Here is a 25930-nt window from a genome sequence, read left to right as displayed (position 1 = left end):
CCCGTTCGCGGTGCGACAGGAGGAGCATGGAACCGTGAACCGCAGGTGGGTGTGCCTCGCGACGATGGGCCCGATCGGCGTCGCGGCGCTCGTCTACGTGGTCATCGTGCTCGGGTTCATCGAGGCCGAAGCGGGCCATCGCCTCGCGTGGCCCGTGCTCGGCATCCTGCCGATGTTCGTGTTCGGCATGTGGCTGCTCACGGTGTCGGCGTCCCGAACCGCCCTCCTCCTGGCGCTCGCGCCGACGGCCATGCTCGTCGGCTCGGCCTACGAGACGTTCATCTACCGCAACGTCGAGATCGTCACGGAGCCGTGGTTCCCGCTCTTCAACGTGATCGGGCTGACGGCCGACGCCACCGCGACGGCGACGTTCCTGATCGTCTTCGCGACGTTCCCCGACGGCGTGCCCGAGAAGCGGTGGCAGCGGATCGCGGTCGGGTTCCTCTGGACGCCGATCCTCGCCGGTCCGCTGACCCTGCTCACGACTCCGCACGTCGTGACATCGCCCTACCTCGGCATCAGCGGGGACGCCATTCCGAACCCGTTCGCGGTGCCGGCGCTCGAGTGGGCGGCGCCCGCCGTGTACTTCCTCATCGTCCAGCCCTGGCCGGCCGTCCTCATCGGGCTGGGCGTGCTCGGTCATCGCGCGATCTTCGGGTCGCCCGCGGTCCGCGCGCGGACGCGGGTGATCGCGATCACGGTCGGCGCGGCCATGCTCGTGTTCCTCCTGTGGGGGCTGCTGCCCGACATCTGGGCCGTGCAGTTCCTGGTGTACGCCTCGCTCATCGCGTTGCCGGTCGCCGCGATCCACGGGATCCTCCGCTACGGCGCCTTCGACATCCCACCGGGCGACCGTGGGCGCGACGTCGCGCGGTCGTCGAACCTGCTCATCACGGTGGTCTACGCCGCCGCCGTCGCCACGCCGGCCGTGCTGCTCGCTCCGCCGCTCACCGCGGTGCCCGCGATCCTGCTCACCGCGCTCACCGCCGTCGTGCTGCTGCCGGCGCGAGGGTGGGCGCAGCGCCGATTGCACCGCACGCTCTTCGGCGATCGCGAACGTCAGCTCGCGATGCTCGGCGAACTCGGGGTGCAACTGCAGCGAACGGGTGAGCCCGGCGAGCTGCTCGACAGCCTGGCCGAGGCGGTGCGCGACGGCCTCGACGCCTCGTGGGTGCGGATCCGGCTCGTGTCGGCCGACGGCGAGTTCGCCGTATCGCCCGCCGGGGTGGCGGGCGGCGCCGACTCCGACGCACCCGTCGAGACGTGCGACCTCGTGCGCGGCGACGACGTGCTCGGCCGCATCGAGGTGGGGCCGCGGCGTCGCGGCGAGTACAGCGACGCCGAGCGCACGCTGTTGCGCACCGTGGCCGGGCAGGCCGCGGCATCCGTGGCCAACGTGCGACTCACCGCGCAACTGGCCGAGCAACTCGACGAGCTCACGGCGTCGCGTGAACGGATCGTGGCGGCGCAGGACGACGAGCGCCGACGGCTCGAGCGGGACCTCCACGACGGCATCCAGCAGGACATCGTGGCCCAGATCGCGGGGCTCCGGCTGGCGCGCAACCGCCTCGAACGCGGCGAGCTCGAGTCGGCCGAGCTGATCGAGCTGCAGGAGCAGGCACGCGAGACGCTGACCGACCTGCGCGAGCTCGCCCGCGGCATCCACCCGCCGGTGCTGAGCGACAACGGGCTCGTGGCGGCCGTGGAGTCGGGCGTGGCACGGTTCCCGATCCCGCTGGCCGTCGAGGCCGATGCCGCCGTGCGCGGCGAGCGCTACCCCGAGGAGGTCGAGACGACCGCGTACTACGTCGTGCGCGAGGCGCTCGCCAACACCGCGAAGCACGCCGGGGCGACGCACGCGTCGGTCGGGCTCGCGCGGTCCAACGGGCATCTCACGATCACCATCACCGATGACGGCCGTGGCATCGAACCCGCGGCGACGGCGGCCGTGCACGGCGGGCTCGCGAACATCCGCGACCGGGTCGCCGCGCTGCGCGGCACCGTGCGCGTGACGTCGGCGGACCCGCCGGACGCGGGCACCGTGGTGCTCGTCGACCTCCCGGTCGGTGATCGTCGTGGATGACTCCGGCACGCTGCGGGTCGTGATCGCCGAGGACAACTACCTCGTCCGCGAGGGCGTGCGCCGGCTGCTCGAGGACTCGGGCGAGGTCGAGGTCGTCGCCGGGACGGGCGACGCGACCGAACTGCTCGACGCGGTGCGCCGGTTCGCGCCCGACGCGGTGCTCACCGACATCCGGATGCCGCCCGGCCACCACATGGAGGGCATCGAGGCGGCCCGCGCCATCCGGGCCGCCCACCCCGACACGGGCGTCGTCGTGCTGTCGCAGCATGCCGATGAGAGCTACGCGCTCGCGCTGTTCGCCGACGGCTCGGCGGGCCTCGGATACCTCCTGAAGGACCGGATCGGCGATCTCGAGGACCTCGTGCACGCGCTGCGGGAGGTGCGCGCGGGCGGGTCGGTGATCGACCCGCAGATCGTCGACACGCTCGTGCGGCGCCGCAGCGCGGCCGCGTCGAGCCCGCTCGCGGCGCTGTCGCCGCGTGAGCTCGAGGTGCTCCGCGAGATGGCGCGCGGGCGCACCAACGCCGGGATCGAGCAGTCGCTGTTCCTGTCGTCGTCGACGGTCGAGAAGCACGTCAACGCGATCTTCACCAAGCTGCGGCTGCCCGAGAGCGGCGTGCACCGGCGGGTGGCGGCGGTGCTGGCCTTCCTCCAGGACGGGGATGGCGGCGGGGCCTGAACCCTGCGTCAGCGGTTGATCGTCAGCGGTTCGGGTTCGTCGCCGCTCCGTCGAGCCACAGCGTGTCACTCGGGTCGGAGTGCGTGCTGCCGCTGTCGACGTGCTTCCGACTGATCTCAGGTCCCTTGGTGATGACGTGCACGAGCGCCATGGCGTGCCCGCGGCCGAGCCCGTAGTCGGCGGCGAGCCACTCCACGATCGGGGTCGCCTTGGTGCCCGGGCCGAAGCCCCTGTCGCGTGCGAGGTCGACGAACTGACGCGGGGTCAGGCCCGTCTTGGACTCGATGTTGTCGAGGTAGGCCTGGAATGACATGCGGGGGTCTCCTTCGGTGGATGGTGCGGCGGCGACGGGCGACGGGACGGTCAGTCCTCGTCGGCCCAGGTCTGGATGATGACGTCGGAGGCGTGGATGCAGAGCATCCGGAGGCGGCCCTCGCCGATGTTCTCGAAGCGGTGCCACACGCCCGCGGGCACGGTGGCGGTGTCGTCGGCCTGGGCGACCAGGCGACGGTCGCCCATGGTGATCTCGGCCGTGCCCTCGAGCACGACCCAGGTCTCGGTGTACGGATGCCAGTGGAGTCCGGGGCCCTGACCGGGGTCGTTGTCGACGAAGAAGTACGAGATGCCGGCGCCGTGCTCGCGTCCGACGAATCGGCGGGTGCGGCCGGTACCGATGAGCAGGGATGCGGCCGGAACGATGTCGGCCGTGGCCGGCCCGTCCATGGTGGGTGCGAGCGTGATCTCGGCGGCGTTCATGAGCTGCTCCGTTCGGTCTCGGATAGGTGTCGCGGTCGCGGCGGGTTGCCTGCAGCAAGGCTCGCGCGGCGCGCCCGGCCCTCGGTAGTGTTTCGATGTGGATCGAAACTTCGTGGAGTTCCGGCTCGCACCCGGGGATGTCTCCGCGATCCGGTTCGGCATCTCGCCCGGGCATGAGCTGTGCCATGCGGTGCGGATCCTGCAGCGTCCCGCCGAGCACCCGCTGCAATGGGGCTGGCTCCGCCGGGTGCGCCCCGAGGTGCCACGCGAGGCGTTCGAGCTGCTCGCCGTGGTCGTGCGCGAGCGCGGGTACTTCCCCGATTTCCTCACCACGACGCCGACGTGGGACCTCGAGCCCGTCGATGAGGCGGAGCGGCTTCGCGAGGTGCCCGATGCGCTCATGCGGGTCGACCTCGTCAAGGTCCTCGCGAGGTCCGAGGGCGCTCGCCGTGACGCCGTGCAGCACATGCTCGACGATCTTCCGCGCGCTCGGGCGATGATCGCCGACGCCTGGCTCGAGCTGTGGGGGGCGCTGCTCGACCCGGTGTGGGAGCAGCTCGAGCGCATCCTCCGCGCCGACATCGCCGTGCGCGCCCGGCGCATCGCCACGGACGGCCTGGCCGACATGGTCGGCGGCCTGCATCACACCGTCGGATGGCACGACGACGCGCTGCGCGTCGAGCTGGGCTTCCACTCCGAGGTGCTCGACTGCCGCGGTTCGGGGATCGTGCTCGTGCCGTCGGTGCTCGGCGGACTCGGCTGCGCGGTGCTCACGGAGCCGCCGGCCCAGCCGACGATGTTCTATCCCGCGCAGGGCGTGACCGAGCGGTGGGCGACGGATGGCGCGGAGCGCGCCGACGCGCTGGCGCTGCTGCTCGGTCCGGCCCGCGCCGGCATCCTGCTCGCGGCGCACGAGGAGCGGACGACCTCCCGCGTCGCAGGCGACGCGGGGCTCGCGGTCTCCACGGCATCGCACCACCTCACGGTGCTGCGCGACGCCGGTCTCATCGCGAGCCGACGTGACGGAGCGCGCATGCTGCACGTGCGGACTCCGCTCGGCGAGGCCCTCATGGGCGCGCCCGCCTGAACGGTGCGGCTCAGTCGCCGTTCATCGGATACGTCTCCGTCGTGATCCCGCCGAAGAGCACCGGGGAGATCGAGTTGCCGAAGCCGGTCTCCGTCATCGGAATCGACCAGAACCAGATGTGGCTGATCAGGGCCGATCCGAGCGCGATGCAGATGACCGCCGCGCGGGCGCGCTCGATGATGCGGATCGCGTCGGCTTCGTCGACGGCGCGCTCGAGGACGCGCGTGAGTTCCACGAGGACGACGAACGCGATGATGACGTACACCAACGGGCTGGGATGCAGCGTCAGCGAGGTGCACGTCGGCGCGACCTCGGTCGGCTGGCCGAACCCGTCGATGTACCCTCCCTCGCCCGCGAATCCGCCGGGGCAGATGCTGCGCGACGAGCCGGTGACGACCGAGTACACGAAGCCGGCGCCGAGCGCCCAGAGCAGCAGACGGCGCGCATGCCACAGCATGACCCCGCCGGGCAGGCTCGCGAGCGTGCCATCCATCACCCGCTGGTTCGCGTCCGACATGCGCACATGCTGGCAGCGGAATCCGCTCGGATGCAACGGCCGGGTCGGAGCGTTCGGAAACGACCGGATAACGATCTCCGATTCCGCGGTTGGGAGGGGCTTCCGTCGCCGGCACGATCGACCTACGATCGCTGCATTCGTCTCCCGCCCCTACCGCGGATACGAAGTGGGCTCACGACCCGACTCGATGGCCGGTCGTGAGCCCGTTCCCGTCTTCGGTCGGCTGCGCCCAGATCAGCCGCCGAGCACTGCGGCGAGGCTCTCGCGCACGATCGCGAGGCCACGGCGCAGCTCGTCCTCGCTGATCGTGAGGGCGGGCAGGAACTTGAGCACCTCGTCGAACGCGCCGGAGGTCTCGATCACGAGGCCCCGCTCGAACGCCGCCTTCGAGACGCGGCCGGCGAGCGTGGGGTCGGCGTCGCACGCGATGCCCATCATGAGGCCGCGACCGCGCACGACGAAGCCGAGCTCGGGGTACTCGTGGGCGATCCGCTCGAGCTCACCGCGCAGGAACTCGCCCTTGGCGACCACGCCGTCGGTGAGCGCGGAGTCGGCCCAATACGTCTCGAGTGCGACCCGCGCGGAGACGAACGCGAGGTTGTTGCCGCGGAACGTGCCCGTGTGCGCGCCCGGCTTCCACACATCCACGTCGGGACGCAGCAGCACGAGCGACATCGGCAGGCCCGAGCCCGAGATCGACTTCGAGACCGTGACGATGTCGGGCACGATGCCGGCGTGCTCGAACGCGAAGAAGGTGCCGGTGCGGCCGACGCCGGCCTGGATCTCGTCGAGGATCAGCAGGATGCCGCGAGCCTCGGTGATCGCCCGGAGACGCCGCAACCAGGGGGCGCTCGCGACGTTGATGCCGCCCTCACCCTGCACCGCTTCGACGATGACCGCGGCGGGCAGGTCGACTCCGGAACCCGGGTCGTCGAGCATCTTCTCGAACAGGTCGAGGGTGTCGACATCCGGTCCGAGGTAGCCGTCGTACGGAAGGCGCGCGATGTCGTCGAGCCCGACGCCCGCGGCGCCACGGTAGTGGCTGTTCCCGGTCGCTGCGAGCGCGCCCATGCTCAGGCCGTGGAACGCGTTCGTGAACGCGACGACCGTCGAACGGCCGGTGGCCTGACGGGCGACCTTGAGCGCCGCCTCGACCGCGTTCGCGCCGGTCGGGCCGGTGAACTGGAGCTTGTGGTCGAGGCCGCGCGGCTCGAGCACGAGGCGTTCGAACGCCTCGATGAACGCCTTCTTCGCGGAGGTCGCCATGTCGAGTCCGTGGATGATGCCGTCGCGCTCGAGGTACTCGATCAGCGCGCGCGTGAACGCCGGGTTGTTGTGCCCGTAGTTCAGCACGCCGGCACCGGCGAAGAAGTCGAGGTACTCGCGGCCGTCGGCGTCGACGAGGGTCGATCCGACCGCACGGTCGAACACGGTCGGGAACGCGCGGATGTATCCCCGGACCTCCGACTCGCGGCGGTCGAAGACGTCAAGTGCTGCGGCGCCGCTCATGGCAGGCGGTCTCCTCTCGGAAAGGGGCGGTGCATCGAGACTACGGGGTCGCGATTGGGAGGGAGGTGTGGGCGTGCTTCAGCGGCGTCGAAATGCGGCCCTCGTCGGGCGTTTCGCGTGATCGGATGTCGGTGGGTGTTGGTTGACTGTTCGTATGACGCCGCCCCCGACACCGCTGCTCGAGTGGGGTGGCGCGGTCGGCGATGGCGAGCTGATCGATGAGGCGTTCGTCGGTGACGGATGGCTCGAGGAGGCGTTCGCGCGCCCGCCGGCCGGGACGGAGACGCCCTCGGACGACCGCACCGCGACCGAGGACGTGGCGCTGGCGGAGGAGTTGGCGCGGGTCGTGTCGTTGGAGCGCACGATCCGGTGGGCGCAGGCCGAGCAGTTCCGCCTGGTCGAGTCCGCCAGGGTCCGGCACGCCCGCCTCGAGGGTGTCGGTGAGGTGTCCACCGCGACGCAGCGGGAGTTCGCCACCCGCTCGTTCGTGGCCGAGCTGGCGACCACCCTGGTGGTGCCCGAGGCGACCGCGGGCCGGCTGGTGGCCGACGCGACCCGACTGGCCGGGCCGCGCGCCGCGACGCTGGCCGCATTGTCCGCCGGAGAGCTCAGCGGCGCCCATGTCCGGGCGCTGCTCGAGACCACCTCGACCCTGCCCGCCGACGCCGCCGATGAGCTCGAGCAGGTCGCGCTGGCGGATGCCGCGTCGCGGACCAGCGCCGGGTTCCGGCGCCGGCTGCACCGGCTCCGGGAACGCCTGCACCCCGAACCCCTCGCCGACCGGCACGCCCGCGCCGCCGCCGAACGCCGGGTCGTGATCGATCCGGCATCGGACGGGATGGCATGGTTGAGCCTGTTCCTCCAAGCCGACCGGGCCGTGGCGATCACGGCCCGTCTGACGCGCTCACCGACGCCCGCGACCCCGCCCGGCCCGACCCGCGCATCCGGGCACAACGCGCCGCCGACGTGGCCGCCGACCTACTGCTGACCGGCCGACTCGACGCGACGGACGCGCACCTGGCCGCCGCGACCGGACGCGTCGCCGCCCGGATCGTGGTCACCGTACCGGTGCTCACCCTGCTCGGCGTAACCGACGAACCCGCCGAACTCGACGGGTACGGGCCGATCGACGCCGACACCGCCCGCCGCCTCGCCGGGCATGCGCCCACCCTGCACCGGCTGCTGGTGCACCCCGAGACCGGTGCCGCACTCTCCTACGGCCGCACCACCTACCGCGCCGGCGCCGACCTCGCCGGCTACCTGCGCATCCGTGACGGCGGCTGCCGATTCCCGGGCTGTGCCCGCCGCGCCACCACCACCGACCTCGACCACACCACCGCATGGGCGCACGGCGGCCGAACCGACGCGGACAACCTCGCCCACCTCTGCCGATCACACCACCGCCTCAAACACCACACCGGATGGCGCATGCACCACCGACCCGACGGCACCATCCACTGGACCTCACCCGCCGGACACCACCTCACCACCCACCCCGAACACCCCTTCACCCCCGTCGGCGCACCACCCGAACACCAACCACACCCGCCAGCGCCGCAGCCCCTAGAGCCGCCCTCGCATGACTCGACTGCCGACATCGGTGAACGCGACGACCCGCCATGGGCCGCACGCGCGGCGTGAGACGCTTGCGACGTGAGCTCTGATCGAATCCAGGTCTCCGGTGAGACCTACCTGTTCCGTCGCGCACGTTCGGAGGACGTTCGCGACCTGATCGCCCTTCTCGCCGCGGACTCATTGCGCGCATCCGAGTTCGGATCCGGCGACGCCGATCAGGCCGCCTACATGAGCGCGTTCGAGGTGATCGACGCCGATGCGGCCCAGCTGTTGGTCGCGGTGGAGGGGCCCGACGCCAGGATCGTCGGCACGATGCAGCTCACCTTCATCCCGGGCCTGTCCCGCGGCGGCGCGACACGGATGCAGGTCGAAGCCGTGCGCGTTGCCGACGACCACCGCGGCAACGGCCTCGGATCGGCGATGATCCGGTGGGCCGTCGACCTTGCCCGCGAGCGCGGTGCGAGGCTCGTCCAGCTCACATCCGATGCCCGCCGTGCCGATGCGCACCGCTTCTACGAACGGCTCGGGTTCGACGCGTCGCACGTCGGGTTCAAGCTGTTCCTCTGACGTCCTCCTCCAGCAGCGCCGCGAGCGTCCGGCGTGCCAACTGCACCCAACGCCGCTCGGGCGAATCGAGCAGGATCAGGACCTTCCACAGCGCCCAGCCGCGTCCGCGCGCCCAGGTCGAGTCGTCGACGTCGTAGGCTCGCACGAACGCGCGACGCGACGCCCCGCTGAACACCGTCCACGCGATGACGGTGTCGCACGCGGGATCGCCGACCCCGGCGCATCCGAAGTCGATGACCGCTGAGAGGCGGCCTTCGCGGACGAGCAGGTTCGCCTGAGCCACATCGCCGTGGAACCACACCGGCGCACCGCGGTACGGCTCGGCGACCGCATCCTGCCAGATGGCCGCGGCGCGAGCCCGCACACCTGGGTCGCCGATGCGGGGGAGGAGCGCCTCGACTTCCTCGTCCCACTGCGACACCGGAGCGCCGCGAGAGGCGCAATGCGGCCCGGGCCCCGGCCCACCCGCTGCGTCGATGCTCCGAAGGGTCACCAGGAATCCCGCGATGTCCTCGGCGAACCGGACCTCGTCGCCGATCGGTGCGGTCGCGGCTGTCTCGCCCTCGATCCAGCCGTACACCGACCAGGGGAACGGGAAACGGGCGGATGGCTCGCCGACGCCGACGATGCGGGGGATCGGCAGCGGCAGTTCAGGTCCGAGCCGCGGCAGCCAGGCCTGTTCCTTCGCGACCTGCGGCACGTACGCCGACCCGCTCGGGATGCGGACCACGAGCTCGTCGCCGAGCCGGAACGACCGGTGGTCGAATCCGCCCGGCTCGACGGCCCGCAGCGGCAACCCCGCCCACTCCGGGAACCGACCGTCCACGAGCTCGCGCGCGAGGGAGACGTCGACGGTCGGAGCCGTCATCCGGCCGACTCCAGGAGCACGGCGACCAGCACGAGCACGCCGATGATCGAGCTCGCGATCGCGCCACCGCGCCGCCAGCGTGGGTCGGGCAGCACGAGCATGGCAAGCGCGCCCATCGCCGCGCCCATGATCAGCATGCCGACCTCGCTCATCGCCACGGTCAGGACGTACGGGGTGAACCCGAGGACCGAGCCCCAGTGCAGCACCGCCGGAACGAGCGCCAGGAGTGCGGCGGCGATGGGGTGCAGGCGCGCGGTCGTGAGGCGGAATACGAGCGCGATGACCACGCCGGTCGCCGCCGTGACGAGCACCCCGCCGACGATGCCTGCGGGAGGGAGGATCATGCCCACGATGGTCGCCGCGAAGTGCACCTGCATCGCGATCACGCCGATCACCGCGACGAGCACGGGCGCCAGCCAGGCGGGCGTCGCGGATCGCGGTGGAGCGGCGGGCACGGAGGGCTCGGCGGCCGCGGCTCCGGGCGTCTGGTCGGTCATGGCCCCGACGCTAGCGATGCCGACCGATCAGGTGAACGGATGTCGCGTGACCGCGTCCGAACCGTGACCTCCGGTCCATGGCGCGCGTCAGAAGTCCAACCGCACGCTCGCGACCTCGAGGGCGTCGTCCTCCTCGCGCACCACGCATCGCACGTTGCCGGACTTCGTGGCGCCGTCCTCGTCCTGGTACGTCCCGGTGCCCTGCACGCGGTACTCGTCGTCCCCGGCCTCGGTCACGGTGAAGCTGCCCGAGACGTCGCCCGCCGTCCGGCCGGTCGACTCCATCTCCTCGAGCACGGCCTCACGGCACAGCGCCTCCGCGACGTCCTCGGGATCGTCGGAGTCGGACGATGCGCTGACACCGACGATCACCGCCACGACGAGCGCGCCCAGCACGAGCACAGGTACGACGATGCGGACCCACAGTGGAATGCGCGCGAGCCATCCGCCATTCGTCTTCGACTGCGACCCCGGCTGCTGCTGCGGTTCCGACCCCGACTCCATGCGCCGAATGCTAGTCCCGTCGGTCCGGCGACCGCAGCCCCCGAACGAGCGCAGTCCTCAGTCGTCGGGCATCGAGCGGCGGTCGCCGACCGGTCCGGTCGCGCACGGGAAGGCCAGCGAGCCCGCCCGGACCCACCACTCCATCACGTCGTATGCGAGGCGGCCCGCGACGACCGACGGATCCTGGTCGGACAGGCGCGCCGCCTCGGCGGGGTCGCACGCGAAGACCGACATGCCACGGTACGACGGATCGCTCTGCTCATCGAACGGCCCGTTCACGACGAGCACGCCGTTGCGCGCGAGCTCGGCCCGGTAGGCGAGGTGGCGGGACTGCAGGGCATCGAGCTCGGCCTCCGGCAGGTCCGGCGCATCGGCGGGTCGCCGCAGGATCACGATCGTGTAGACGTCGAACGCGTGGGGGACGTTGGGATCGCGTGCCATGCCGCCACGCTACGCGCCCGGCCGGCCCGGCGACATTCTGCAACCACGGGGTTGCATTGTAAGCCACGACATGCAAGTATCGGGTTGCACATGATTGCAACCGAGGAGTTGCGCTCACCGCCGAAAGGACTGATCATCGTGACCATGACCGACCACCCCCAGCCCGCCGTGATCGACGCCGCCGCGTTCACGGTGCGTCGCACCATCCGCATCGCCGCCCCCGTCGAGAAGGTCTGGGCGGCCGTCACCGAGCCCGAGCACATCTCGCGCTGGTTCGGGCGCACCGTCCTCGACGGCACCGGCCCGGGCGCGACCGGCACCATGACCTTCGAGGGCTATGGCGCGGTTCCCATCCGGGTCGAGGCGATCGACGCCCCGCGCGCGGTGACCTACCGCTGGGGCAACGACGACGCCCGCGGGCGGCTCGAGGACCACGTCGACGAGGGGACCTCGACGGTCTTCAACTTCACCCTCGAGGCCGTGGCGGATGGCACGCAGCTCACCGTGGTCGAGACGGGCTTCGACCGCACGTCCGACCCGGCCGCGAACATGGCCGCACATCAGGAGGGCTGGGTGTCCGAGCTCGACAAGCTCATCGCGCTGTTCGAGCCCGCCGAGGGCGCCGCGTGACCACGGCGACGCTGGTTCCCGTGTTCGCCGCACTCGGCGACGAGACGCGGTGGAGCATCCTGGCCGCGCTCGGCGAGGGCGACGCCTCGGCGTCCGCCCTCGCCGGGCGGCTGCCCGTCACGCGCCAGGCGATCGCGAAGCACCTCGCCGTGCTGCAGGAGGTCGGCCTCGTCGAACCCGTGCGCGTCGGCCGCGAGGTGCGGTACCGGGTGATCGGGTCGCAGCTCAGCGACACCGCGCGCCGGCTCGACGCGATCGGCGCCGAGTGGGAGCGCCGCCTCGCGTCGATCAAGGAGATCGCCGAAGGGCTCTGATCGACGTCGGCGGGATGCGGCGCCGTCAGGCGTTCTCGAGCTCGGCGATCACGATCTTCTTCTGGCGCATCATGACCCGGATCTGCGCGGGCGTGCGCGTGAGCTCGCCCATGTTCGCCGGGACGACCTGCCAGCTCAGCCCGAACCGGTCCTTGCACCATCCGCACTGCTCGGATTCGGGCACGTGCGAGAGCTTCGACCAGTAGTAGTCGATCTCGTCCTGGTCGGCGCACGACACCATGAACGAGATCGACTCGTTGAAGGTGAACAGCGGCCCGCCGTCGAGGCACGTGAACGGCACGCCGTTGAGGGTGAACTGCCCGTTCAGCACCTTGCCCGACATCCCCGTGAAGTGCTCGTCGAGCTTCTCGTCGGGGTACTCGTCGATCCGGTCGAGGCGCGAGTCGGGGAAGACGCTGACGTAGTACTCCATCGCCTCGCGTGCCTGGCTGTCGAACCAGAGGCAGGGATGGATCGGTGCGAGCTCGGCCATGGTGAACCCCCTCGTTCGGTCGCGGCGCTCCCGGGCCACGCTACGCCGAGCCGTCGACCCGCGGAAGCGGAACGGCGCGGGGCTGCTCGGGCGTGTGCAGCCGGCCGAGCATGCGCTCGGTGTTCGTGGGTCGCCTGCGCCGGTCGACCAGCGAGACGACGAGGCACGCGAGCGTCGCCGCGGGGATGGTCCACGCGCCGGGCTGCGCGAGCAGCGTCGAGATCACGCCGGCCTCGACGTCGGCGGTGCGCAGGGCGGATGACGCGACGAGTGCCGCGGCGCAGAGGATCGAGCCGACGAGCATCCCCGCGATGGCGCCGCGCGCGGTGAGGCGGCGCCACCAGATGCCGAGCACGATGACGGGCGAGAGGGCCGAGGCCGCGAAGACGAACACGTTGCCGACCGAGGACACCAGCGCCTGCGGCACGGTCGCGAGGGCGACGAGCAGCGGGATCGCGGTCGTGAACACCGCCGCCCACCGGAACGAGCGCACGGTGCCGTGGAACAGGTCCTGGCTGACGACACTCGACAGCGACACCACGAGGCCCGACGACGTGCCCAGGAACGCCGCGAGCGCGCCGGCGATGACGAGCGCGGTCAGCAGGTCGCCGGCGACCCCCGGGATGAGGCGCGACGGCAGCAGGAGGGCCACGGTGTCGGCGACACCGGGTTGCGCGAGGTCCGGCGCGGTCGCCCGGGCCACCAGGCCGATCGTGCCCGACACCATGTAGAACACGCTCACCAGCCCGATCACGATGACGGTCGTCCACCGCGCGGACGTTCCCGTCGGGCTCGTGTAGAACCGCACGAGCACGTGGGGCAGGCCGATCGTGCCGAGCAGCAGCGCGACCAGCAGCGACGCCGTCGCGTAGGTGTCGAGTCCGCCCGGCCCGTGCTCGGCGGGGAAGACCAGGTCGGGATCGATCGTCGGCTCGTGGGGGCCGAGCGCGATGACGAAGAAGATGACCGGCACCGCGAGTGCCGCGAGCTTGAGCCAGAAGAGGAACGCCTGCACGAACGTGATCGAGCGCATGCCGCCCGCGGCGACCGATCCGCTCACGACGATCGCGACGGTGACGGCGCCGACCCACGGCGGGATGTCGGCGACGACGTTGAGCGCGAGCGCGGCCCCCTGGAACTGCGGCACGATGTACAGCCATCCGATGACCATCACCAGGATGCTCGTGACGCGACGTGCGGCGAGCGAGTCGAGTCGCGCATGGATGAAGTCGGGGATCGTGTAGGCACCGCTTCGGCGCAGCGGCGCGGCCGCGAACGCGAGCACCAGGAAGTATCCGGCCGCGTACCCGATGGGGAACCAGAACGCGTCGGAGCCCGAGAGCAGCACGAGGCCCGACAGGCCGAGGAACGTGCCCGCCGAGAGGTACTCGCCGCTGATCGCGGAGGCGTTCCAGATAGGTCGCACCGTGCGCGACGCGACGAAGAAGTCACTCGTCGTGCGCGAGATCCGCAGTCCGTAGACGCTGATCGCGGCGGCCACGAGCACGACGAGCGCGATCGCGCCGACGACGAGCAGCGGACTCATTCGTGCTCCACCAGGGCGCGGAACCGGTGCTCGGCGCGGATCGCCGCGATCGTGTAGAGCACGGCGAAGACCACGATGACCGGGTAGTACCCGTAGGCCTGCACGAGCCACGGCAGGGGGACGCCGGCGATGATCACGTGGTGCAGCGCCTCGACCTGGCTGATCAGGAACGTCAGCCCAGCCACGACCGCGACGAACGCGAGCACGAACGCGAGCGCGAGCCGCGCCTGGGCGCGCATGAGCCCGCGCGTGAACAGCGACTCGGCCTCGCTCACGTGCGCGGCGCCGGCCGGCCGGGTGGCGATCGATTCGGTGCGGACGGTCGGCCGGTCGACCGAGGTCACGCGCTCGCGCGCCGGTCGCCCGTTCATCGCGCGTCGCTCCGCGGCTGCAGGATCGCCTCGCGCACGACGGAGATCGAGCGGCGGCTCACCGGGATCTCCTCACCCGCGACCGTGAGCGTCGGATGCGCGCCGACGAGGCGCACGGTCGTGATCGCGGCGCGGTCGACGAGGTACGAGCGGTGCACGCGGATGAATCCGGCCGCCGCCCATCGCTCCTCGAGGTCGGAGATCGGCTCGCGGATGAGGTGGCTGTCGGAGTCGGTGACCAGGCGCGAGTAGTCGCCCTGCGCCTGCACCCAGCGCACGTCGCTGCGCCGGACCACGCGCATGACGTTGCCGACCCGCACGGCGATGTGCTCGTCGGGCACGACGTCATCGTCGACATCGGGTCCGCGTCCGGAGTCGCGGGCCGCGAGGATCCGCGACACCGCCCGATGGAGCCGTTCGCGCCGGATCGGCTTGAGGATGAAGTCGACCGCCTGGAAGTCGAACGCCTCGACGGCGCCGGCCTCGTCGGCCGTCACGAACACGATCGCGGGGGCCGAGCCGAACCGCGAGAGCGCCCGCGCCAGGTCGAAGCCCGAGAGCCCGGGCATGTGGATGTCGAGGAACGCCGCATCCACCGCGTGCTCGGAGAGCAGGCGGATCGCCTCCGAACCGGATGACGCGCGGCGGATGTCGCGCACGCGCTCGTCGCGCCGCAGGAGCGCCTCGAGCTCGTCGAGCACGGGTCGCTCGTCGTCGGCGATGAGCACGTCGATCTGCGTCATCCGCTCACCGCCCGCTCGGTCTCGTGGAACGGCTGCGACTTGGGGATTCGCATGCGCACCATCGTGCCCGCCCCGGGATTCGTCTCGACGACGAGCGCGTGGTCGTCACCGTAGATGCCGCGCACGCGCGAATCGACGTTGCGCAGGCCGATGTGGGCGACGCGGTCGGCCGGACTGCGTTCGGCGAACAGCTCGCGCAGCGCGGCCGGATCCATGCCCACGCCGTCGTCGTCGACCGTGATCTCGGTGTGCGTGCCGTCGTCGTGCGACGAGATCACGACCGTGCCACCGCGCTCGCGCGGCTCGAGCCCGTGCCGGATCGCGTTCTCGACGAGCGGCTGCAGGCTGAGGAACGGGATGACGGTCGCGAGCGTCTCGGGCTCGATGCGCAGGGTCACGCTCAGCCGGTCCTCGAAGCGCGCTCGCTCGAGCTCGACGTAGGAGTGCACGCTCTGCAACTCGTCGGCCAGCGTCGTGAACTCGCCCTGACGACGGAACGAGTACCGGATGAAGTCGGCGAAGTCGAGCAGCAGGTCGCGCGCCCGCTCGGGGTCGGTGCTGATGTACGACGCGATCACGCTGAGCGCGTTGTAGACGAAGTGCGGGCTGATCTGCGCGCGCAGTGCGCGCAGCTCGGCCTCGGCCAGCGCGGTGCGGGATGCCTCGAGCCCGCCGAGCTCGATCTGCGCGCCGCACCAGGTCGCGACCTCGGTCGTGGCCCGCACGAGCGGCGCGCGCACCTTCGCCGCGAACGCGACGATGACCCCGACCGTGCGGCCGTCGGCGACGATGGGCGCGCCGACCGCGTCGGGCGATCCGCGCAGCAACTGGCGCTGGCCGGTCTGGAGCACGCTCTCCGCGACCTGCCAGGCGGCCGGACCCAGGTCGAGCCGGCCGTCGATCGAGACGATGCCCTCACGATCGGAGATCGCGATCGCCTCGCTGCCGAGCAGGGCGCGCAGCGTCCGCGCGGCGCGCGGGACATCGCCCGCCCCGAGGCCGCCGCGCAGGTGCACTGCCGCACGGGACGCGAGCGACAGGGTGCGGAACGCCGCGCGCTCGGCATCGCTGCCGAGGTCGCGCGCGCCACGCGCCATCCGCCACACCCATTGGGCGAGGAGCGTGAACGCGACGCCCGCGAGCGCGGCGACCGGAAGCCACACGGCGTCGATCATGTGCGCTCCCTCGTCACGTCAGCAGCAGCGGGCCCCGGGGTTGCGGTCCTGCTCATCCATTCTCTGCCGCCAGAACTCCCGCTCGGTCATCGGCGGGTGCTCGGGGCCGTGATGGGCCGCGTGGTGCTCGAGGTAGACGCGGTAGGCGTTGTCGCCCATGAGGTCGCGGACGTACCACGCGACGCCGCGGCATCCGCGGAGCACGAGGTCGGCGGCGGCGGCGAGGGAGGCGGCGGCGCCCGCCCGGACCGCAGTGGTCCGGGCGGGACGCCGCACGGTGGCGTCGGCCATCAGTGGCGCGCCGTCTCCGGCTGCCGCTCGGCGGGCAGCTCGGCCCACTCGCGCTCGAGCGCCTTCTCGGCCTTCGTGGCGAACACGCCGGCCGGCGCGAAGCGACGGGATGCCACGGGGGCGTCCTCGTGGTTCTCGCCGCCGCCGTTGCGCAGCGCCCGAGCCGTCGTGATGAGCGAGGTGATGAGCACGACGATCGCGAGCGTCACGAAGATGATCGACAGCGTGCCCTGGACCGCGGTGTTGCGCACGACCGCCTCCATCGCCTCGACCGTCCCGGCCGTGCCGAACGAGGTCTCGCCGGCCTCGAGCGCGTTGCGGAACGCCATGTGGTTGGCCCAGTAGCCCACCTGCGGCACCGGCGAGAAGATCTTGAACATCGATGCCGTGATCGTGACGACCGCCGCGAACCCGAGCGGCAGCGCGATGATCCACAGCCACGTGAAGTAGCTCCGCCCGCGCTTGGCGACGATCGCGAGCACGACCGCGAGCGCGATGACCGCGAGCAGCTGGTTCGCGATGCCGAACAGCGGGAAGAACGTGTTGATGCCGCCGAGCGGGTCGGTCACGCCGAGGATGAGGATGTAGCCCCAGCCGGCGACCATGATCGCCGTCGTGATCCACACGCCCGGGCGCCATCCGGTGTCCTTGAACTTCGGGATGACGTTGCCGATCGAGTCCTGGAGCATGAACCGGGCCACGCGCGTGCCCGCGTCGACGGCGGTGAGGATGAACAGCGCCTCGAACATGATCGCGAAGTGATACCAGAAGCCGGCCATCGCGGCGCCGCCGAACGCCTGCTGCATGATGTGCGCGAGGCCGAGCGCGAGCGTCGGCGCACCGCCCGTGCGGGAGACGATCGACTCCTCGCCGACCGCCGCGGCGGTCGACGACAGCATGTCGGGCGTGAGGTTCACACCCGTGAGCCCCAGCGAGTTCACGAACGCGACCGCGCCCTCGATGGTGCCGCCCGTCGCGGCCGCCGACGAGTTCATGGCGAAGTAGATGCCGCGGTCGAGCGAGATCGCGGCGACGAGCGCCATGATCGCGACGAACGACTCCATGAGCATGCCGCCGTAGCCGATGAAGCGCGTCTGGCGCTCCTTCTCGATCAGCTTCGGCGTGGTTCCCGACGCGATGAGGGCGTGGAAGCCCGACAGCGCGCCGCACGCGATGGTCACGAACAGGAACGGGAACAGCGAGCCGGAGAACACCGGGCCGAGCTCACCGCCGGCGAACTCGCTGAACGCGGGCACCGAGATCTCGGGGCGCACGAGCACGATCGCGCCGGCGAGCATCACGATGACGCCGATCTTCATGAACGTCGACAGGTAGTCGCGCGGGGCGAGCAGCAACCAGACCGGGAGCACCGCGGCGATGAAGCCGTAGACGATGAGGCCCAAGGCGATGGTGGTGCGGTCGAGGTGGAACATCTCCGCGCCCCAGGGCGTCGAGGCGACCCATCCGCCCGCGACGATCGCGGCGATGAGCAGAACGAAGCCGATGATCGACACCTCGGTGATGCGACCGGGCCGGATGTATCGGAGGTAGACGCCCATGAGCAGCGCGATCGGGATCGTCATCGAGACGCTGAACACGCCCCACGGGCTCTCGCCGAGGGCGTTCACGACGACGAGCGCGAGGATCGCGATGATGATCAGCATGATGAGCAGCGACGCGACGATCGCCGCGGTGCCGCCGATCTTCCCGAGCTCGTCGCGGGCCATCTGGCCGATGGTGCGGCCGCCGCGACGCATCGAGAAGAACAGCACGAGGTAGTCCTGCACGGCGCCGGCGAGGATGACGCCGACGATGATCCAGACCGTGCCGGGCAGGTATCCCATCTGCGCGGCGAGCACGGGTCCGACGAGCGGACCGGCGCCGGCGATCGCGGCGAAGTGGTGGCCGAACAGCACGCGGCGGTCGGTCGCGTGGTAGTCCTTGCCGTCGGCCCTCGTCTCGGCGGGAGTCGCGCGACGGTCGTCGGGGCGCGCGATGTAGCGCTCGATCACCTTGGCGTAGAACCGGTAGCCGATGAGGTAGCTGCAGACGGCGGCGAACACGAACCACATCGCGTTCACGGTCTCGCCGCGGATGATGGCGATCATGGTCCACGCGACGCCGCCGAGGAGCGCGATGGCGCCCCACAGCAGGATCTTGGGGAGCGTCCACTTGCGCTCGCGCTCCAGCTCGGCGTCGGGGACGGCCGTGTGGGGCAGGTCGGGGTGTGGCCGGAGCTCGTCGCCGGGTTCGGCGTCGAGCGTCGACTGTGGGGGCTGCGACGTCATTGTGCTCCTCCTGGGGGTCGCCTCGTTGCGGTGGGACGCAGTCACGCTACGGATGGCGCGCGAGCCGTGGGCGCCCGTCGCGGCCAGCGGTGCGTCGGCGCGACGAACGGTCGATCGCCGCGACGAACGGCGGGCGCGGCGGCGGGCGCCGCGCGTCATACTCTCGCTCTCTCGACGTGGGCCGGACGGCGGTCGGCGTCAGCGGCGGCGCCTCGCCTCGAGGAATGCGCGGACGTCCGGATCGCGCGTGAGCTCGATCGCCCTCGCGTACGCGGCGTCGGCCTCGGCGTCGCGCCCGGCGCGCCGGAGCAGGTCGGCGCGGGTCGCCCACCACGGCTGGAACGACTCGGCCTGGACGCGGGCCGGCAGCGTCGCGAGGCCGGCGGTCGCGCCATCCGTCCTGCCGATGACCGCGGCGGCCGCGACCCGCGCGCCCAGGCTCGGGGCGACGATGAGGAGTGCCGCGTAGAGCTCGTGGAGGGCCCGCCAGTCGGTGGCGCCGGTGCGGCCGCGGTCGAGGTGGACGGCCTGGATCGCGGCCTCGAGTTCGAAGCGTCCGGGCGCCGCCGAAGCCGCGGGCCGCTCGCGCAGCTTCGCCGCGCGGCGGAGGAACGACTCGCCCTCGGCGATCGCGCCGGCATCCCACGTCGTCGGGTCCTGCTCCTCGATCGGGATGTAGGGACCGCCGCGCGGACGCGCGAGCGAGAGCGTGATCAGCGCCGCCAGCGCCCACGCCTCGGGCTCGCGCTCGAGCAGCGCGGCCAGCGTGACCGCGAGGTGGCGCGCCTCGCCCGCGAGCGAGTCGCGATCGTCGCGCCAGGTGATCGCCGCGCAGCCGTACACCGCCTCGAGCACGGCGGGCAGCCGCTCGGGCATGGCGCGCCGGTCGGGGATGGCGAAGGGGATGCCCGCGCGCGCGATGCGCCGCTTGGCGCGCACGAGCCGCTGCGCCATGGTCGCGGTCGGCACGGCGTAGACCGCGGCGATCTGCGCCGCGTCGAATCCGAGCACGGCCTGCAGGGTGAGCGGTGTGCGCACGCTGGCATCGATCGCCGGATGGGCGCACGCGAAGCACAGCTCGAGCCGGCGATCGGGGATGCGCAGCGGGTCGATGCCGTCGAAGGGGTCGGAGTATCGGGCCGAGACCGCGGCCTCGGTCGCGGCCTCGAGCGGCACGCTCGTGCGCGCCGCGGCCGACTTCCACGCGTCGCGCTGCCGATTGCGGGCCACGGTGATCAGCCAGCCTTCCGGGTTCTCGGGGATGCCGTTCGCCGGCCACCGCTCGAGTGCTGACGTGAAGGCGTCGCCGAGTGCGTCCTCGGCGAGCGCCAGGTCGCCCGTGCCGGCGGCGAGTACCGCGACCAGCCGGCCGTAGGACTCGCGCGCCGCGTGGGCGGCGGCGGCGTGGGCGGCGACCGCCGCGTGCGGGGCGTCGCTCAGCCGCCCGTCGTCCATACCCCGTCGACGGTGTGCGTGGCGCCCGGCCGGATCTCGACCGCGCCGCCCCACTCGAGCGCCGGTGCCTGCGACGCCCATTCGAGCGCCGCATCGAGGTCGGGCACGTCGATCACGACGGTGCCGCCGAGCTGCTCCTTGCTGTCGATGAGCGGCCCGTCCTGCACTCGGACCGCGCCGTCGCCCGCATCGCGTCGCAGGGTCGTCGTGGCATCGGACGGCTGCAGCACCTCGGCGGCGAGCAGCACCCCGGCGGCGTGCAGCGTGGCCGCGTACGCCGACATCCGCCGCATGCCCTCGGCGATGGCCGCGTCGTCGAGGTCGCCCTCGGCCGGCTCGCCGTAGTGCAGCAGCAGGGTGTACCGCATGATGACCCCCGTTCACCGCACAGCGTACTGGCCGATGACCACGCCGGTCGTGGTCGGGATCGAGCGCCGCAGGTTGAGCGTGAGCGGGGTCGCGTCGAACAGCGTGGTACCCGTCCCGAGCACGAGCGGATGCTGCAGCAGCACGAGTTCGTCGACGAGGTGCGCGGCGAGCAGCGCGCGCACCAGTTCACCGCTGCCGAGCACCGTGATGCCGCCGTCGCGCTCGGCGCGCAGTTGCGCCACCGTGTCGGCCGCCTCGCCCACGAGCGCGGTCGAGTTCGGGTGGTCGAGTCGGATGTCGCGACGCCGCGTGGCCACGAACTTGTCGGCGGTGATGAGCGCGCCGGTGAACGGGTTCGGCTCGGGTGTGCTGGTCCAGAACCCCATGAGGTCGTCGTAGGTGCGGTGCCCGAACAGGAGGGCGCCGCCCTGCGACATCCCCTCGGCGGCGAACCGCCCGGCGACCTCGTCCTGGTACGGCAGGGCCCAGCCGCTGTGCGCGAACCCGCCGCGCGGATCCTCGTCGGGTCGGCCCGGCGCCTGCATGACGCCGTCGAGCGTGACGCTCTCGAACACGGTGATGGCGGCCATCGTCTGCTCCGTCCCGGGCGCGCCGTGCGCCCCACATGAGTTGAACGATCGAGTCGCCGCCGAATCGACACCTCGCTCGGATGTCACAACCGGCGTTCGGGCGGTGTCTCCATGTCGTGCGACGATCCGAGACGTTGGAGGAGACCATGACCACCGCACGCATCCCCGCCGCCGAGCTCTCCGGCCCGGTCGGCGCGCTCGCGAAGTTCGGCGCCCGCCGGATGCTCGGCCGCGTGCCCGACTCGGTCGGCGTGATGTGGCACAACCGCCGCGTCCTGATGGACCTGATGGGCATCGGCCGCAAGTCCGAGAAGTGGAGCGCCCTCGACCGCAACCTGGGCTCGTACGCGACGATGGCCGCGGCCGCCGCGATCGGGTGCAGCTTCTGCCTCGACTTCCACTACTTCCTGGCGCACGACGGCGGCCTCGACGAGGCGAAGGCGCGCGAGGTGCCGCGGTGGCGCGAGTCATCCGCCTTCACGCCGCTCGAGCGCCGCGTGATGGAGTACGCGGAGGCGATGTGCCAGACCCCGGTCGCGGTCACCGACGAGTTGTCGGATGCGCTGCTCGCCGAGCTCGGGCCGGCCGCGCTGGTCGAGCTCAGTGCGAAGGTCGGCCTGATGAACGCGACCGCGCGCGGGAACATCGCCCTCGGCATCCGCTCGGAGCACTTCGCCGACGCGTGCGGCCTGCCCCCGCTCGAGACGCGCGCGACCGTCGGCGCGGGCGCGGGTGTCGGCGTCGCCGGTGCGGCGTAGGGTGGCCGTGATGACCACCGACCCGTTCGTCGCCCACCGCAACCTCCTCTTCACGGTGGCCTACGAGCTGCTGGGCTCGGCCGCCGACGCCGAGGACGTGCTGCAGGAATCCTGGCTGCGCTGGGCGGCCGTCGACCGGTCCGAGGTGCGCGAGCCCCGCGCCTACCTCGTGCGCATCGTCACGCGCCAGGCGCTCAACCACCTGCGCACGCTGTCGCGACGTCGCGAGGACTACGTGGGGGAGTGGCTGCCCGAACCCGTGATGACGAGCCCCGATGTCGCCGACGACGTCGCGCTCGCCGAGTCGGTGTCGATGGCGATGCTCACCGTGCTCGAGACGCTCGGGCCGGCCGAACGCGCCGTGTTCGTGCTGCGCGAGGTGTTCGACCTCTCGTACGACGAGATCGCGGATGCCGTGGGCAAGACGCCCGCGGCCGTGCGGCAGATCGCGCACCGGGCGAAGGAGCATGTGGCCGCCCGGCGTCCACGGGTGCATGTCGAGCCGAGCGAGCAGGAGCGCGTCGTCGAGCGACTCATGCTCGCATTCAACACGGGCGACGTGCAGGGCCTCATGGATGTGCTCGCGCCCGACGTGGTCGCCGTGGCCGACGGCGGAGGCAAGGTGCGCGGCGCAGCCCGGCACCCGATCCGCGGCGCGAAGAAGCTCGTGGCCTACCTGCGCGGCGGCCTCGAGAAATGGGGCGTGCACCCTGTCGCAAGCCTCGCGTGGGTCAACGGTGCGCCCGGCCTTCGCGTGGAGAACGACGGACAGCTCGCCGCGGTGCTGAGCGTGACCGTCGAGGACGGGGTCATCACCCGCATCTACTCGGTCGCGAACCCCGACAAGCTCGCGCGGCTCGACGCCGAGGCGTCGCTCGCCCGCTAGGAAAACACCCCGAACGGGGGCCCGGGGCGCGCTTTCCTGAGGAATACTCTGGTTCCGACCCGACGCCTTCATGTCCGGGGGGGGGGGGGGACGAGATGGCCATTCAGACGATCGTCGAAAAGCTGAGCCCCGGGGAGACGCTTCGGACCTACCGGTACGCGCGCCTCTCGATCATCGGAGCGGTACTCCTGTTGGCCATCGTGCTCGGGATCTACGTCGCGAACGAGGGAATGATCGAATCGGTCAGCGCCTCGTACTACACGCCGGCGCGCAACGTGTTCGTCGGCGTCCTGTTCGCCGTCTGCCTGGCGTTCCTCGCGATCTCGGGCTCGGGTGCGCAGCATTACCTCCTGAACCTGGCGGCGTTGATGGCGCCCGTGGTCGCCGTGGTGCCGACGCCCATCACATCCAGGGAGCTCCTCCGGCTGTCCGGCCTGAGCTGCGATGACGGCGAGGTGCAGTGCGTGCGCGAGCTCGTGAACCAGGAGGTCCGGATGTCCGTGTCCGGGCTCGTCGTCATCGGGATCATCGGCTTGATCGCGGCCGTCTGGATCTCGGTCGCCGAAGGCAAGCCGTGGCGGAACGCGCTGCTCGAGTACGCCTTGCCGGCGCTGGCGATCCTGGCGTTCGGTGCATGGATGATGCTCGACTTCACCGGGTTCAAGAAGGGGGCCCACGTCCTGGCCGCCGTCCTCTTCTTCCTCCCGATCGCGCTGATCGCGGCGATCCATGCGGTGCAGATCAGCTCGGAGGGCGGCCAAGGGCGTCGGTCGGTGTCGAAGTACGTGCAGGGTTACGCCGTGATCGGCTTCGTGATCGCGCTGGACGTCATCGTCATGGCCGGACTCCTCGTGGCCGACGACTGGGGTCTGCTCGACGCGCAGCAGATGCTCGGACCGTGGTGGGTGTTCGTCGGTGAGGCGATCGCGATCGGGGCGTTCGGAGCGTTCTGGTTGCTGCGGACGATCGAGACGTGGGGCGAGGAGCGCGAGGTGATCGAGAAGCAGAAGGACGACGTGACCGCGGCGAAGGCGCGCATCGCGCCGGAGGAGCAGGTCGGGAAGGCCGCGAGCGTCTAGCCCCCCGCGGCGACTCGCCGGCGCTCGAGGCCCTCGAGCAGCAGGTCGAGGCCGAACTCGAACTCGGTCTGGTCGTCGCACCAGCCGAGCGTCGAGTCGGGGTCGTCGTGCGCGACCTCGCCGAGCATGCCGGCGAGGTTCGGGGCGAGGGTCGCGAGCTGCTCCAGTTCGACCGGCGCGGGCGCGGCGGTGTCGTCGCTGAGCTCCTGCACGTACCCGTAGACACGGCTGCCGATCGCGTGCAGCGCGTGGTGGATGAGGTCGTACGACATGCCGCCGGCGCGCATGATGCCGACGATGCCGTCGACGTGGCGCATCGCGTTCTGGCCCGGGGCGCCGCGTGCGTTCATGATCCATGGGGCCCACGGATGGCGCAGCAGCACGCGCCGGGCACCGAGGATGCGTTCCCGCAGCGCGGGCGCCCAGCCCGCGCCATCCGTCGCCGCGGGCACCCCGAAGCCGCCCACCTCGGCCTCGACCTCGGCGAAGACCTCCTCGACGACGCCGTCGAGGATCGCGTCCTTGTTGGACAGGTGGTAGTAGAGCGACATCGCCTCGACGCCGAGCTCGTCGGCCAACGCGCGCATGGTGATGGCGTCGAGACCGCCGCGATCGGCCAGCTCGATCGCCGTGCGCAGCACGATGTCGCGGCTGAGCCGCGTGCGCGTGGCGTTCTTCGAAGCGGGCACGTATCCACCTTACGCCGTCAGAAAAGTTCGTCGGAGGTCTGGACGCCGGCGCGTCGAGGGCGTATCTTACGGCGTAAGACTTACGAGGTAAGGGAGCCATCATGACCACCGCACACCGCGAGAACGCGACATCCGCCCCGCTGGTCTCGACGATGCGTGCCGCCGTCGCCGACCGGTTCGGCGGGCCCGACGTCGTGCGCGTCGGCGACGTGCCGCGGCCGCAGCCGAGACCCGATGAGCTCCTGGTGCGCGTGCACGCCTCGACCGTGAGCATCGCCGACCACCGCCTCCGCAGCCGAGAGGTGCCGCGAGGCCTCGCCCTGGTCGTCGGGCCGACGATCGGGTTCTTCCGTCCCCGCGTGCGAGTCCTCGGCATGGAGGCGGCGGGCCTCGTCGAGGCAGTCGGCGACGACGTCACGCGCTTCGCCCCGGGCGACGAGGTGATCCTCATGCGCGGGTCGCGCTTCGGCGGGCATGCCGAGTACGTCACCATCGCCGAGACCGGCGAGGTGGCGCACAAGCCCGCGAACCTCTCGTTCGACGAGGCCGCCGCGGTGATCTTCGGCGGGCACACGGCCATCCGCTACCTCGATCAGGTCGAGATCGGGCCCGGCACCGAGGTGCTCGTGAACGGCGCCTCGGGCGCGGTCGGCTCGGCCGTCGTGCAGCTCGCGGCACAGCGCGGAGCGACCGTCACCGCGGTGACGAGCGCGCGCAATGCCGAGCTGGTCCGCTCGCTCGGCGCGGCCCGCGTCGTGGACTATACGCGCGAGGACTTCGCCGCGTCCGGCTCCGATATCCGCTACGACGTGGTCGTCGACTGCGTCGGCAACGCGCCGTTCGAGCGCGTCGCGCCGGTCATCCGCCCCGGCGGAACGTTGCTGCTCGTCATCACCGACCTGCGCGGCATGCTCGCTGCCGGCGGGCAGACGCGGCGCAGCGGCATCCGGGTCGACCACCGCGGCGGCGACTTCGGCGCCGACGGGATGGCACGCCTCGCTGCGCTCGCCGAATCCGGCGCGCTGCGCCCGGTCATCGATCGCACCTACCCGCTCGACGAGGTGGTCGAGGCGCACCGGTACGTCGACATCGGGCGCAAGCGCGGGAGCGTCGTCGTGCGGATCGTGTGACCACACCGGCCGCAATCCGAACGCCTGCACGCGGGGCTCC

At 71.6% G+C, this 25930-nt stretch carries 30 protein-coding genes and 1 pseudogene; 12 read left to right on the top strand and 19 right to left on the bottom strand.

The features are described from left to right. Window positions 1-34: 34 nt before the first annotated feature. Window positions 35-2083 carry a sensor histidine kinase gene (locus BLT99_RS11105; RefSeq protein WP_133988441.1) on the top strand — a complete coding sequence of 683 codons (2049 nt, stop codon included), beginning with the start codon at window positions 35-37 and terminating at the stop codon, window positions 2081-2083. Beyond that, complete coding sequence (locus BLT99_RS11100; RefSeq protein ID WP_229724340.1) at window positions 2076-2762, top strand: response regulator transcription factor; 687 nt, start codon at window positions 2076-2078, stop codon at window positions 2760-2762. The genes BLT99_RS11105 and BLT99_RS11100 overlap by 8 nt, the downstream gene beginning before the upstream one ends. Window positions 2763-2784: 22 nt before the next feature. Here BLT99_RS11100 and BLT99_RS11095 read toward each other — a convergent pair whose 3' ends face one another. Beyond that, on the bottom strand, window positions 2785-3075 hold the full coding sequence (locus BLT99_RS11095) for a DUF4287 domain-containing protein (RefSeq protein ID WP_092672291.1): 291 nt from the start codon (window positions 3073-3075) through the stop codon (window positions 2785-2787). Window positions 3076-3125: 50 nt separating this feature from the next. Beyond that, the gene (locus BLT99_RS11090; protein WP_229724339.1) at window positions 3126-3518 is read right to left on the bottom strand and encodes a cupin domain-containing protein; all 393 of its coding nucleotides are present in this window, start codon (window positions 3516-3518) and stop codon (window positions 3126-3128) included. A 97-nt stretch (window positions 3519-3615) separates the two neighbouring features. Here BLT99_RS11090 and BLT99_RS11085 point away from each other — a divergent pair, with 97 nt between their 5' ends. Further along, window positions 3616-4605, top strand: coding sequence for an ArsR/SmtB family transcription factor (locus tag BLT99_RS11085; protein WP_092672288.1), 990 nt, complete (start codon window positions 3616-3618; stop codon window positions 4603-4605). Between the two features lie 10 nt (window positions 4606-4615). Here BLT99_RS11085 and BLT99_RS11080 read toward each other — a convergent pair whose 3' ends face one another. Together BLT99_RS11080 and ectB are read right to left on the bottom strand one after the other, a co-directional pair. Beyond that, complete coding sequence (locus BLT99_RS11080) at window positions 4616-5122, bottom strand: hypothetical protein (protein WP_092672285.1); 507 nt, start codon at window positions 5120-5122, stop codon at window positions 4616-4618. A 234-nt stretch (window positions 5123-5356) separates the two neighbouring features. Next, on the bottom strand, window positions 5357-6631 hold the full coding sequence (ectB, locus tag BLT99_RS11075; RefSeq protein ID WP_092672282.1) for a diaminobutyrate--2-oxoglutarate transaminase: 1275 nt from the start codon (window positions 6629-6631) through the stop codon (window positions 5357-5359). Between the two features lie 154 nt (window positions 6632-6785). Here ectB and BLT99_RS18050 point away from each other — a divergent pair. The 3 genes and pseudogenes from BLT99_RS18050 to BLT99_RS11060 form a co-directional block, all read left to right on the top strand. Beyond that, a pseudogene (locus tag BLT99_RS18050) lies at window positions 6786-7846 on the top strand (DUF222 domain-containing protein); the annotation flags it as partial. 45 nt (window positions 7847-7891) lie between these two features. Beyond that, window positions 7892-8272, top strand: a complete 381-nt coding sequence (locus tag BLT99_RS18260; RefSeq protein WP_331712605.1) for an HNH endonuclease signature motif containing protein — start codon at window positions 7892-7894, stop codon at window positions 8270-8272. Between the two features lie 12 nt (window positions 8273-8284). Continuing rightward, a complete protein-coding gene (locus tag BLT99_RS11060) occupies window positions 8285-8773 on the top strand; it encodes a GNAT family N-acetyltransferase (RefSeq protein WP_229724338.1) in 489 nt (162 codons plus the stop codon). Here BLT99_RS11060 and BLT99_RS11055 read toward each other — a convergent pair. From BLT99_RS11055 to BLT99_RS11040, 4 genes are all read right to left on the bottom strand, one after another. Continuing rightward, on the bottom strand, window positions 8757-9641 hold the full coding sequence (locus tag BLT99_RS11055; protein ID WP_092672274.1) for an aminoglycoside phosphotransferase family protein: 885 nt from the start codon (window positions 9639-9641) through the stop codon (window positions 8757-8759). The two genes, BLT99_RS11060 and BLT99_RS11055, sit on opposite strands and share 17 nt — an antisense overlap. Continuing rightward, window positions 9638-10138 (bottom strand): hypothetical protein, encoded by a 501-nt coding sequence (locus BLT99_RS11050; protein WP_092672271.1) that lies wholly within the window; start codon window positions 10136-10138, stop codon window positions 9638-9640. The genes BLT99_RS11055 and BLT99_RS11050 overlap by 4 nt, the downstream gene beginning before the upstream one ends. 87 nt (window positions 10139-10225) lie before the next feature. Beyond that, window positions 10226-10642 (bottom strand): hypothetical protein, encoded by a 417-nt coding sequence (locus BLT99_RS11045; protein WP_092672268.1) that lies wholly within the window; start codon window positions 10640-10642, stop codon window positions 10226-10228. Between the two features lie 57 nt (window positions 10643-10699). Further along, a complete protein-coding gene (locus BLT99_RS11040) occupies window positions 10700-11083 on the bottom strand; it encodes a YciI family protein (protein WP_092672265.1) in 384 nt (127 codons plus the stop codon). A 144-nt stretch (window positions 11084-11227) separates the two neighbouring features. On the opposite strand from BLT99_RS11040, the gene BLT99_RS11035 reads away from it, so the two are divergent. Together BLT99_RS11035 and BLT99_RS11030 are read left to right on the top strand one after the other, a co-directional pair. Next, complete coding sequence (locus tag BLT99_RS11035; protein ID WP_229724337.1) at window positions 11228-11713, top strand: SRPBCC domain-containing protein; 486 nt, start codon at window positions 11228-11230, stop codon at window positions 11711-11713. Beyond that, window positions 11710-12027 (top strand): ArsR/SmtB family transcription factor, encoded by a 318-nt coding sequence (locus BLT99_RS11030; RefSeq protein ID WP_092672259.1) that lies wholly within the window; start codon window positions 11710-11712, stop codon window positions 12025-12027. Before BLT99_RS11035 ends, BLT99_RS11030 begins: the two co-directional genes overlap by 4 nt. 25 nt (window positions 12028-12052) lie before the next feature. Here BLT99_RS11030 and BLT99_RS11025 read toward each other — a convergent pair whose 3' ends face one another. The 10 genes from BLT99_RS11025 to BLT99_RS10980 form a co-directional block, all read right to left on the bottom strand. Beyond that, entirely contained in the window at window positions 12053-12520 is a 468-nt protein-coding gene (locus BLT99_RS11025; RefSeq protein WP_092672256.1) for a VOC family protein, read from the bottom strand. A gap of 40 nt (window positions 12521-12560) precedes the next feature. Then, entirely contained in the window at window positions 12561-14066 is a 1506-nt protein-coding gene (locus tag BLT99_RS11020; RefSeq protein ID WP_092672253.1) for a sodium/solute symporter, read from the bottom strand. Further along, the gene (locus BLT99_RS11015) at window positions 14063-14437 is read right to left on the bottom strand and encodes a hypothetical protein (protein WP_092672250.1); all 375 of its coding nucleotides are present in this window, start codon (window positions 14435-14437) and stop codon (window positions 14063-14065) included. Before BLT99_RS11015 ends, BLT99_RS11020 begins: the two co-directional genes overlap by 4 nt. Then, window positions 14434-15180 (bottom strand): LytR/AlgR family response regulator transcription factor, encoded by a 747-nt coding sequence (locus BLT99_RS11010; RefSeq protein ID WP_092672247.1) that lies wholly within the window; start codon window positions 15178-15180, stop codon window positions 14434-14436. The genes BLT99_RS11015 and BLT99_RS11010 overlap by 4 nt, the downstream gene beginning before the upstream one ends. Next, a complete protein-coding gene (locus tag BLT99_RS11005) occupies window positions 15177-16355 on the bottom strand; it encodes a sensor histidine kinase (RefSeq protein WP_092672244.1) in 1179 nt (392 codons plus the stop codon). The genes BLT99_RS11010 and BLT99_RS11005 overlap by 4 nt, the downstream gene beginning before the upstream one ends. An 18-nt stretch (window positions 16356-16373) precedes the next feature. Beyond that, entirely contained in the window at window positions 16374-16646 is a 273-nt protein-coding gene (locus BLT99_RS18045) for a YbdD/YjiX family protein (protein ID WP_092672241.1), read from the bottom strand. Next, on the bottom strand, window positions 16646-18934 hold the full coding sequence (locus tag BLT99_RS10995; RefSeq protein WP_092672238.1) for a carbon starvation CstA family protein: 2289 nt from the start codon (window positions 18932-18934) through the stop codon (window positions 16646-16648). The genes BLT99_RS18045 and BLT99_RS10995 overlap by 1 nt, the downstream gene beginning before the upstream one ends. Window positions 18935-19132: 198 nt before the next feature. Beyond that, a complete protein-coding gene (locus tag BLT99_RS10990; RefSeq protein ID WP_092672235.1) occupies window positions 19133-20389 on the bottom strand; it encodes an RNA polymerase sigma factor in 1257 nt (418 codons plus the stop codon). Then, a complete protein-coding gene (locus tag BLT99_RS10985) occupies window positions 20371-20757 on the bottom strand; it encodes a YciI family protein (RefSeq protein ID WP_092672232.1) in 387 nt (128 codons plus the stop codon). The genes BLT99_RS10990 and BLT99_RS10985 overlap by 19 nt, the downstream gene beginning before the upstream one ends. A 12-nt stretch (window positions 20758-20769) precedes the next feature. Further along, the gene (locus tag BLT99_RS10980) at window positions 20770-21348 is read right to left on the bottom strand and encodes a dihydrofolate reductase family protein (protein ID WP_092672229.1); all 579 of its coding nucleotides are present in this window, start codon (window positions 21346-21348) and stop codon (window positions 20770-20772) included. 146 nt (window positions 21349-21494) lie between these two features. On the opposite strand from BLT99_RS10980, the gene BLT99_RS10975 reads away from it, so the two are divergent. From BLT99_RS10975 to BLT99_RS10965, 3 genes are all read left to right on the top strand, one after another. Then, window positions 21495-22106: a carboxymuconolactone decarboxylase family protein gene (locus BLT99_RS10975; protein WP_092672226.1), complete on the top strand. Its 612-nt coding sequence runs from the start codon at window positions 21495-21497 to the stop codon at window positions 22104-22106. Between the two features lie 10 nt (window positions 22107-22116). After that, complete coding sequence (locus BLT99_RS10970; RefSeq protein ID WP_092672223.1) at window positions 22117-22992, top strand: RNA polymerase sigma-70 factor; 876 nt, start codon at window positions 22117-22119, stop codon at window positions 22990-22992. A gap of 95 nt (window positions 22993-23087) precedes the next feature. Beyond that, a complete protein-coding gene (locus tag BLT99_RS10965; RefSeq protein WP_092672220.1) occupies window positions 23088-24071 on the top strand; it encodes a hypothetical protein in 984 nt (327 codons plus the stop codon). Here BLT99_RS10965 and BLT99_RS10960 read toward each other — a convergent pair. After that, window positions 24068-24760, bottom strand: a complete 693-nt coding sequence (locus BLT99_RS10960; protein WP_229724336.1) for a TetR/AcrR family transcriptional regulator C-terminal domain-containing protein — start codon at window positions 24758-24760, stop codon at window positions 24068-24070. The two genes, BLT99_RS10965 and BLT99_RS10960, sit on opposite strands and share 4 nt — an antisense overlap. 101 nt (window positions 24761-24861) lie before the next feature. Here BLT99_RS10960 and BLT99_RS10955 point away from each other — a divergent pair, with 101 nt between their 5' ends. Beyond that, window positions 24862-25890 carry an NAD(P)-dependent alcohol dehydrogenase gene (locus tag BLT99_RS10955; protein ID WP_197675492.1) on the top strand — a complete coding sequence of 343 codons (1029 nt, stop codon included), beginning with the start codon at window positions 24862-24864 and terminating at the stop codon, window positions 25888-25890. Window positions 25891-25930: the final 40 nt, after the last annotated feature.

Origin of the sequence: Agromyces flavus (assembly GCF_900104685.1) — a bacterium.
In the GTDB taxonomy this organism is placed as follows: Bacteria; Actinomycetota; Actinomycetes; order Actinomycetales; family Microbacteriaceae; genus Agromyces; species Agromyces flavus.
Note: the sequence above shows the minus strand (reverse complement) of the source record. Positions and strands in the feature narration are given on the sequence as shown.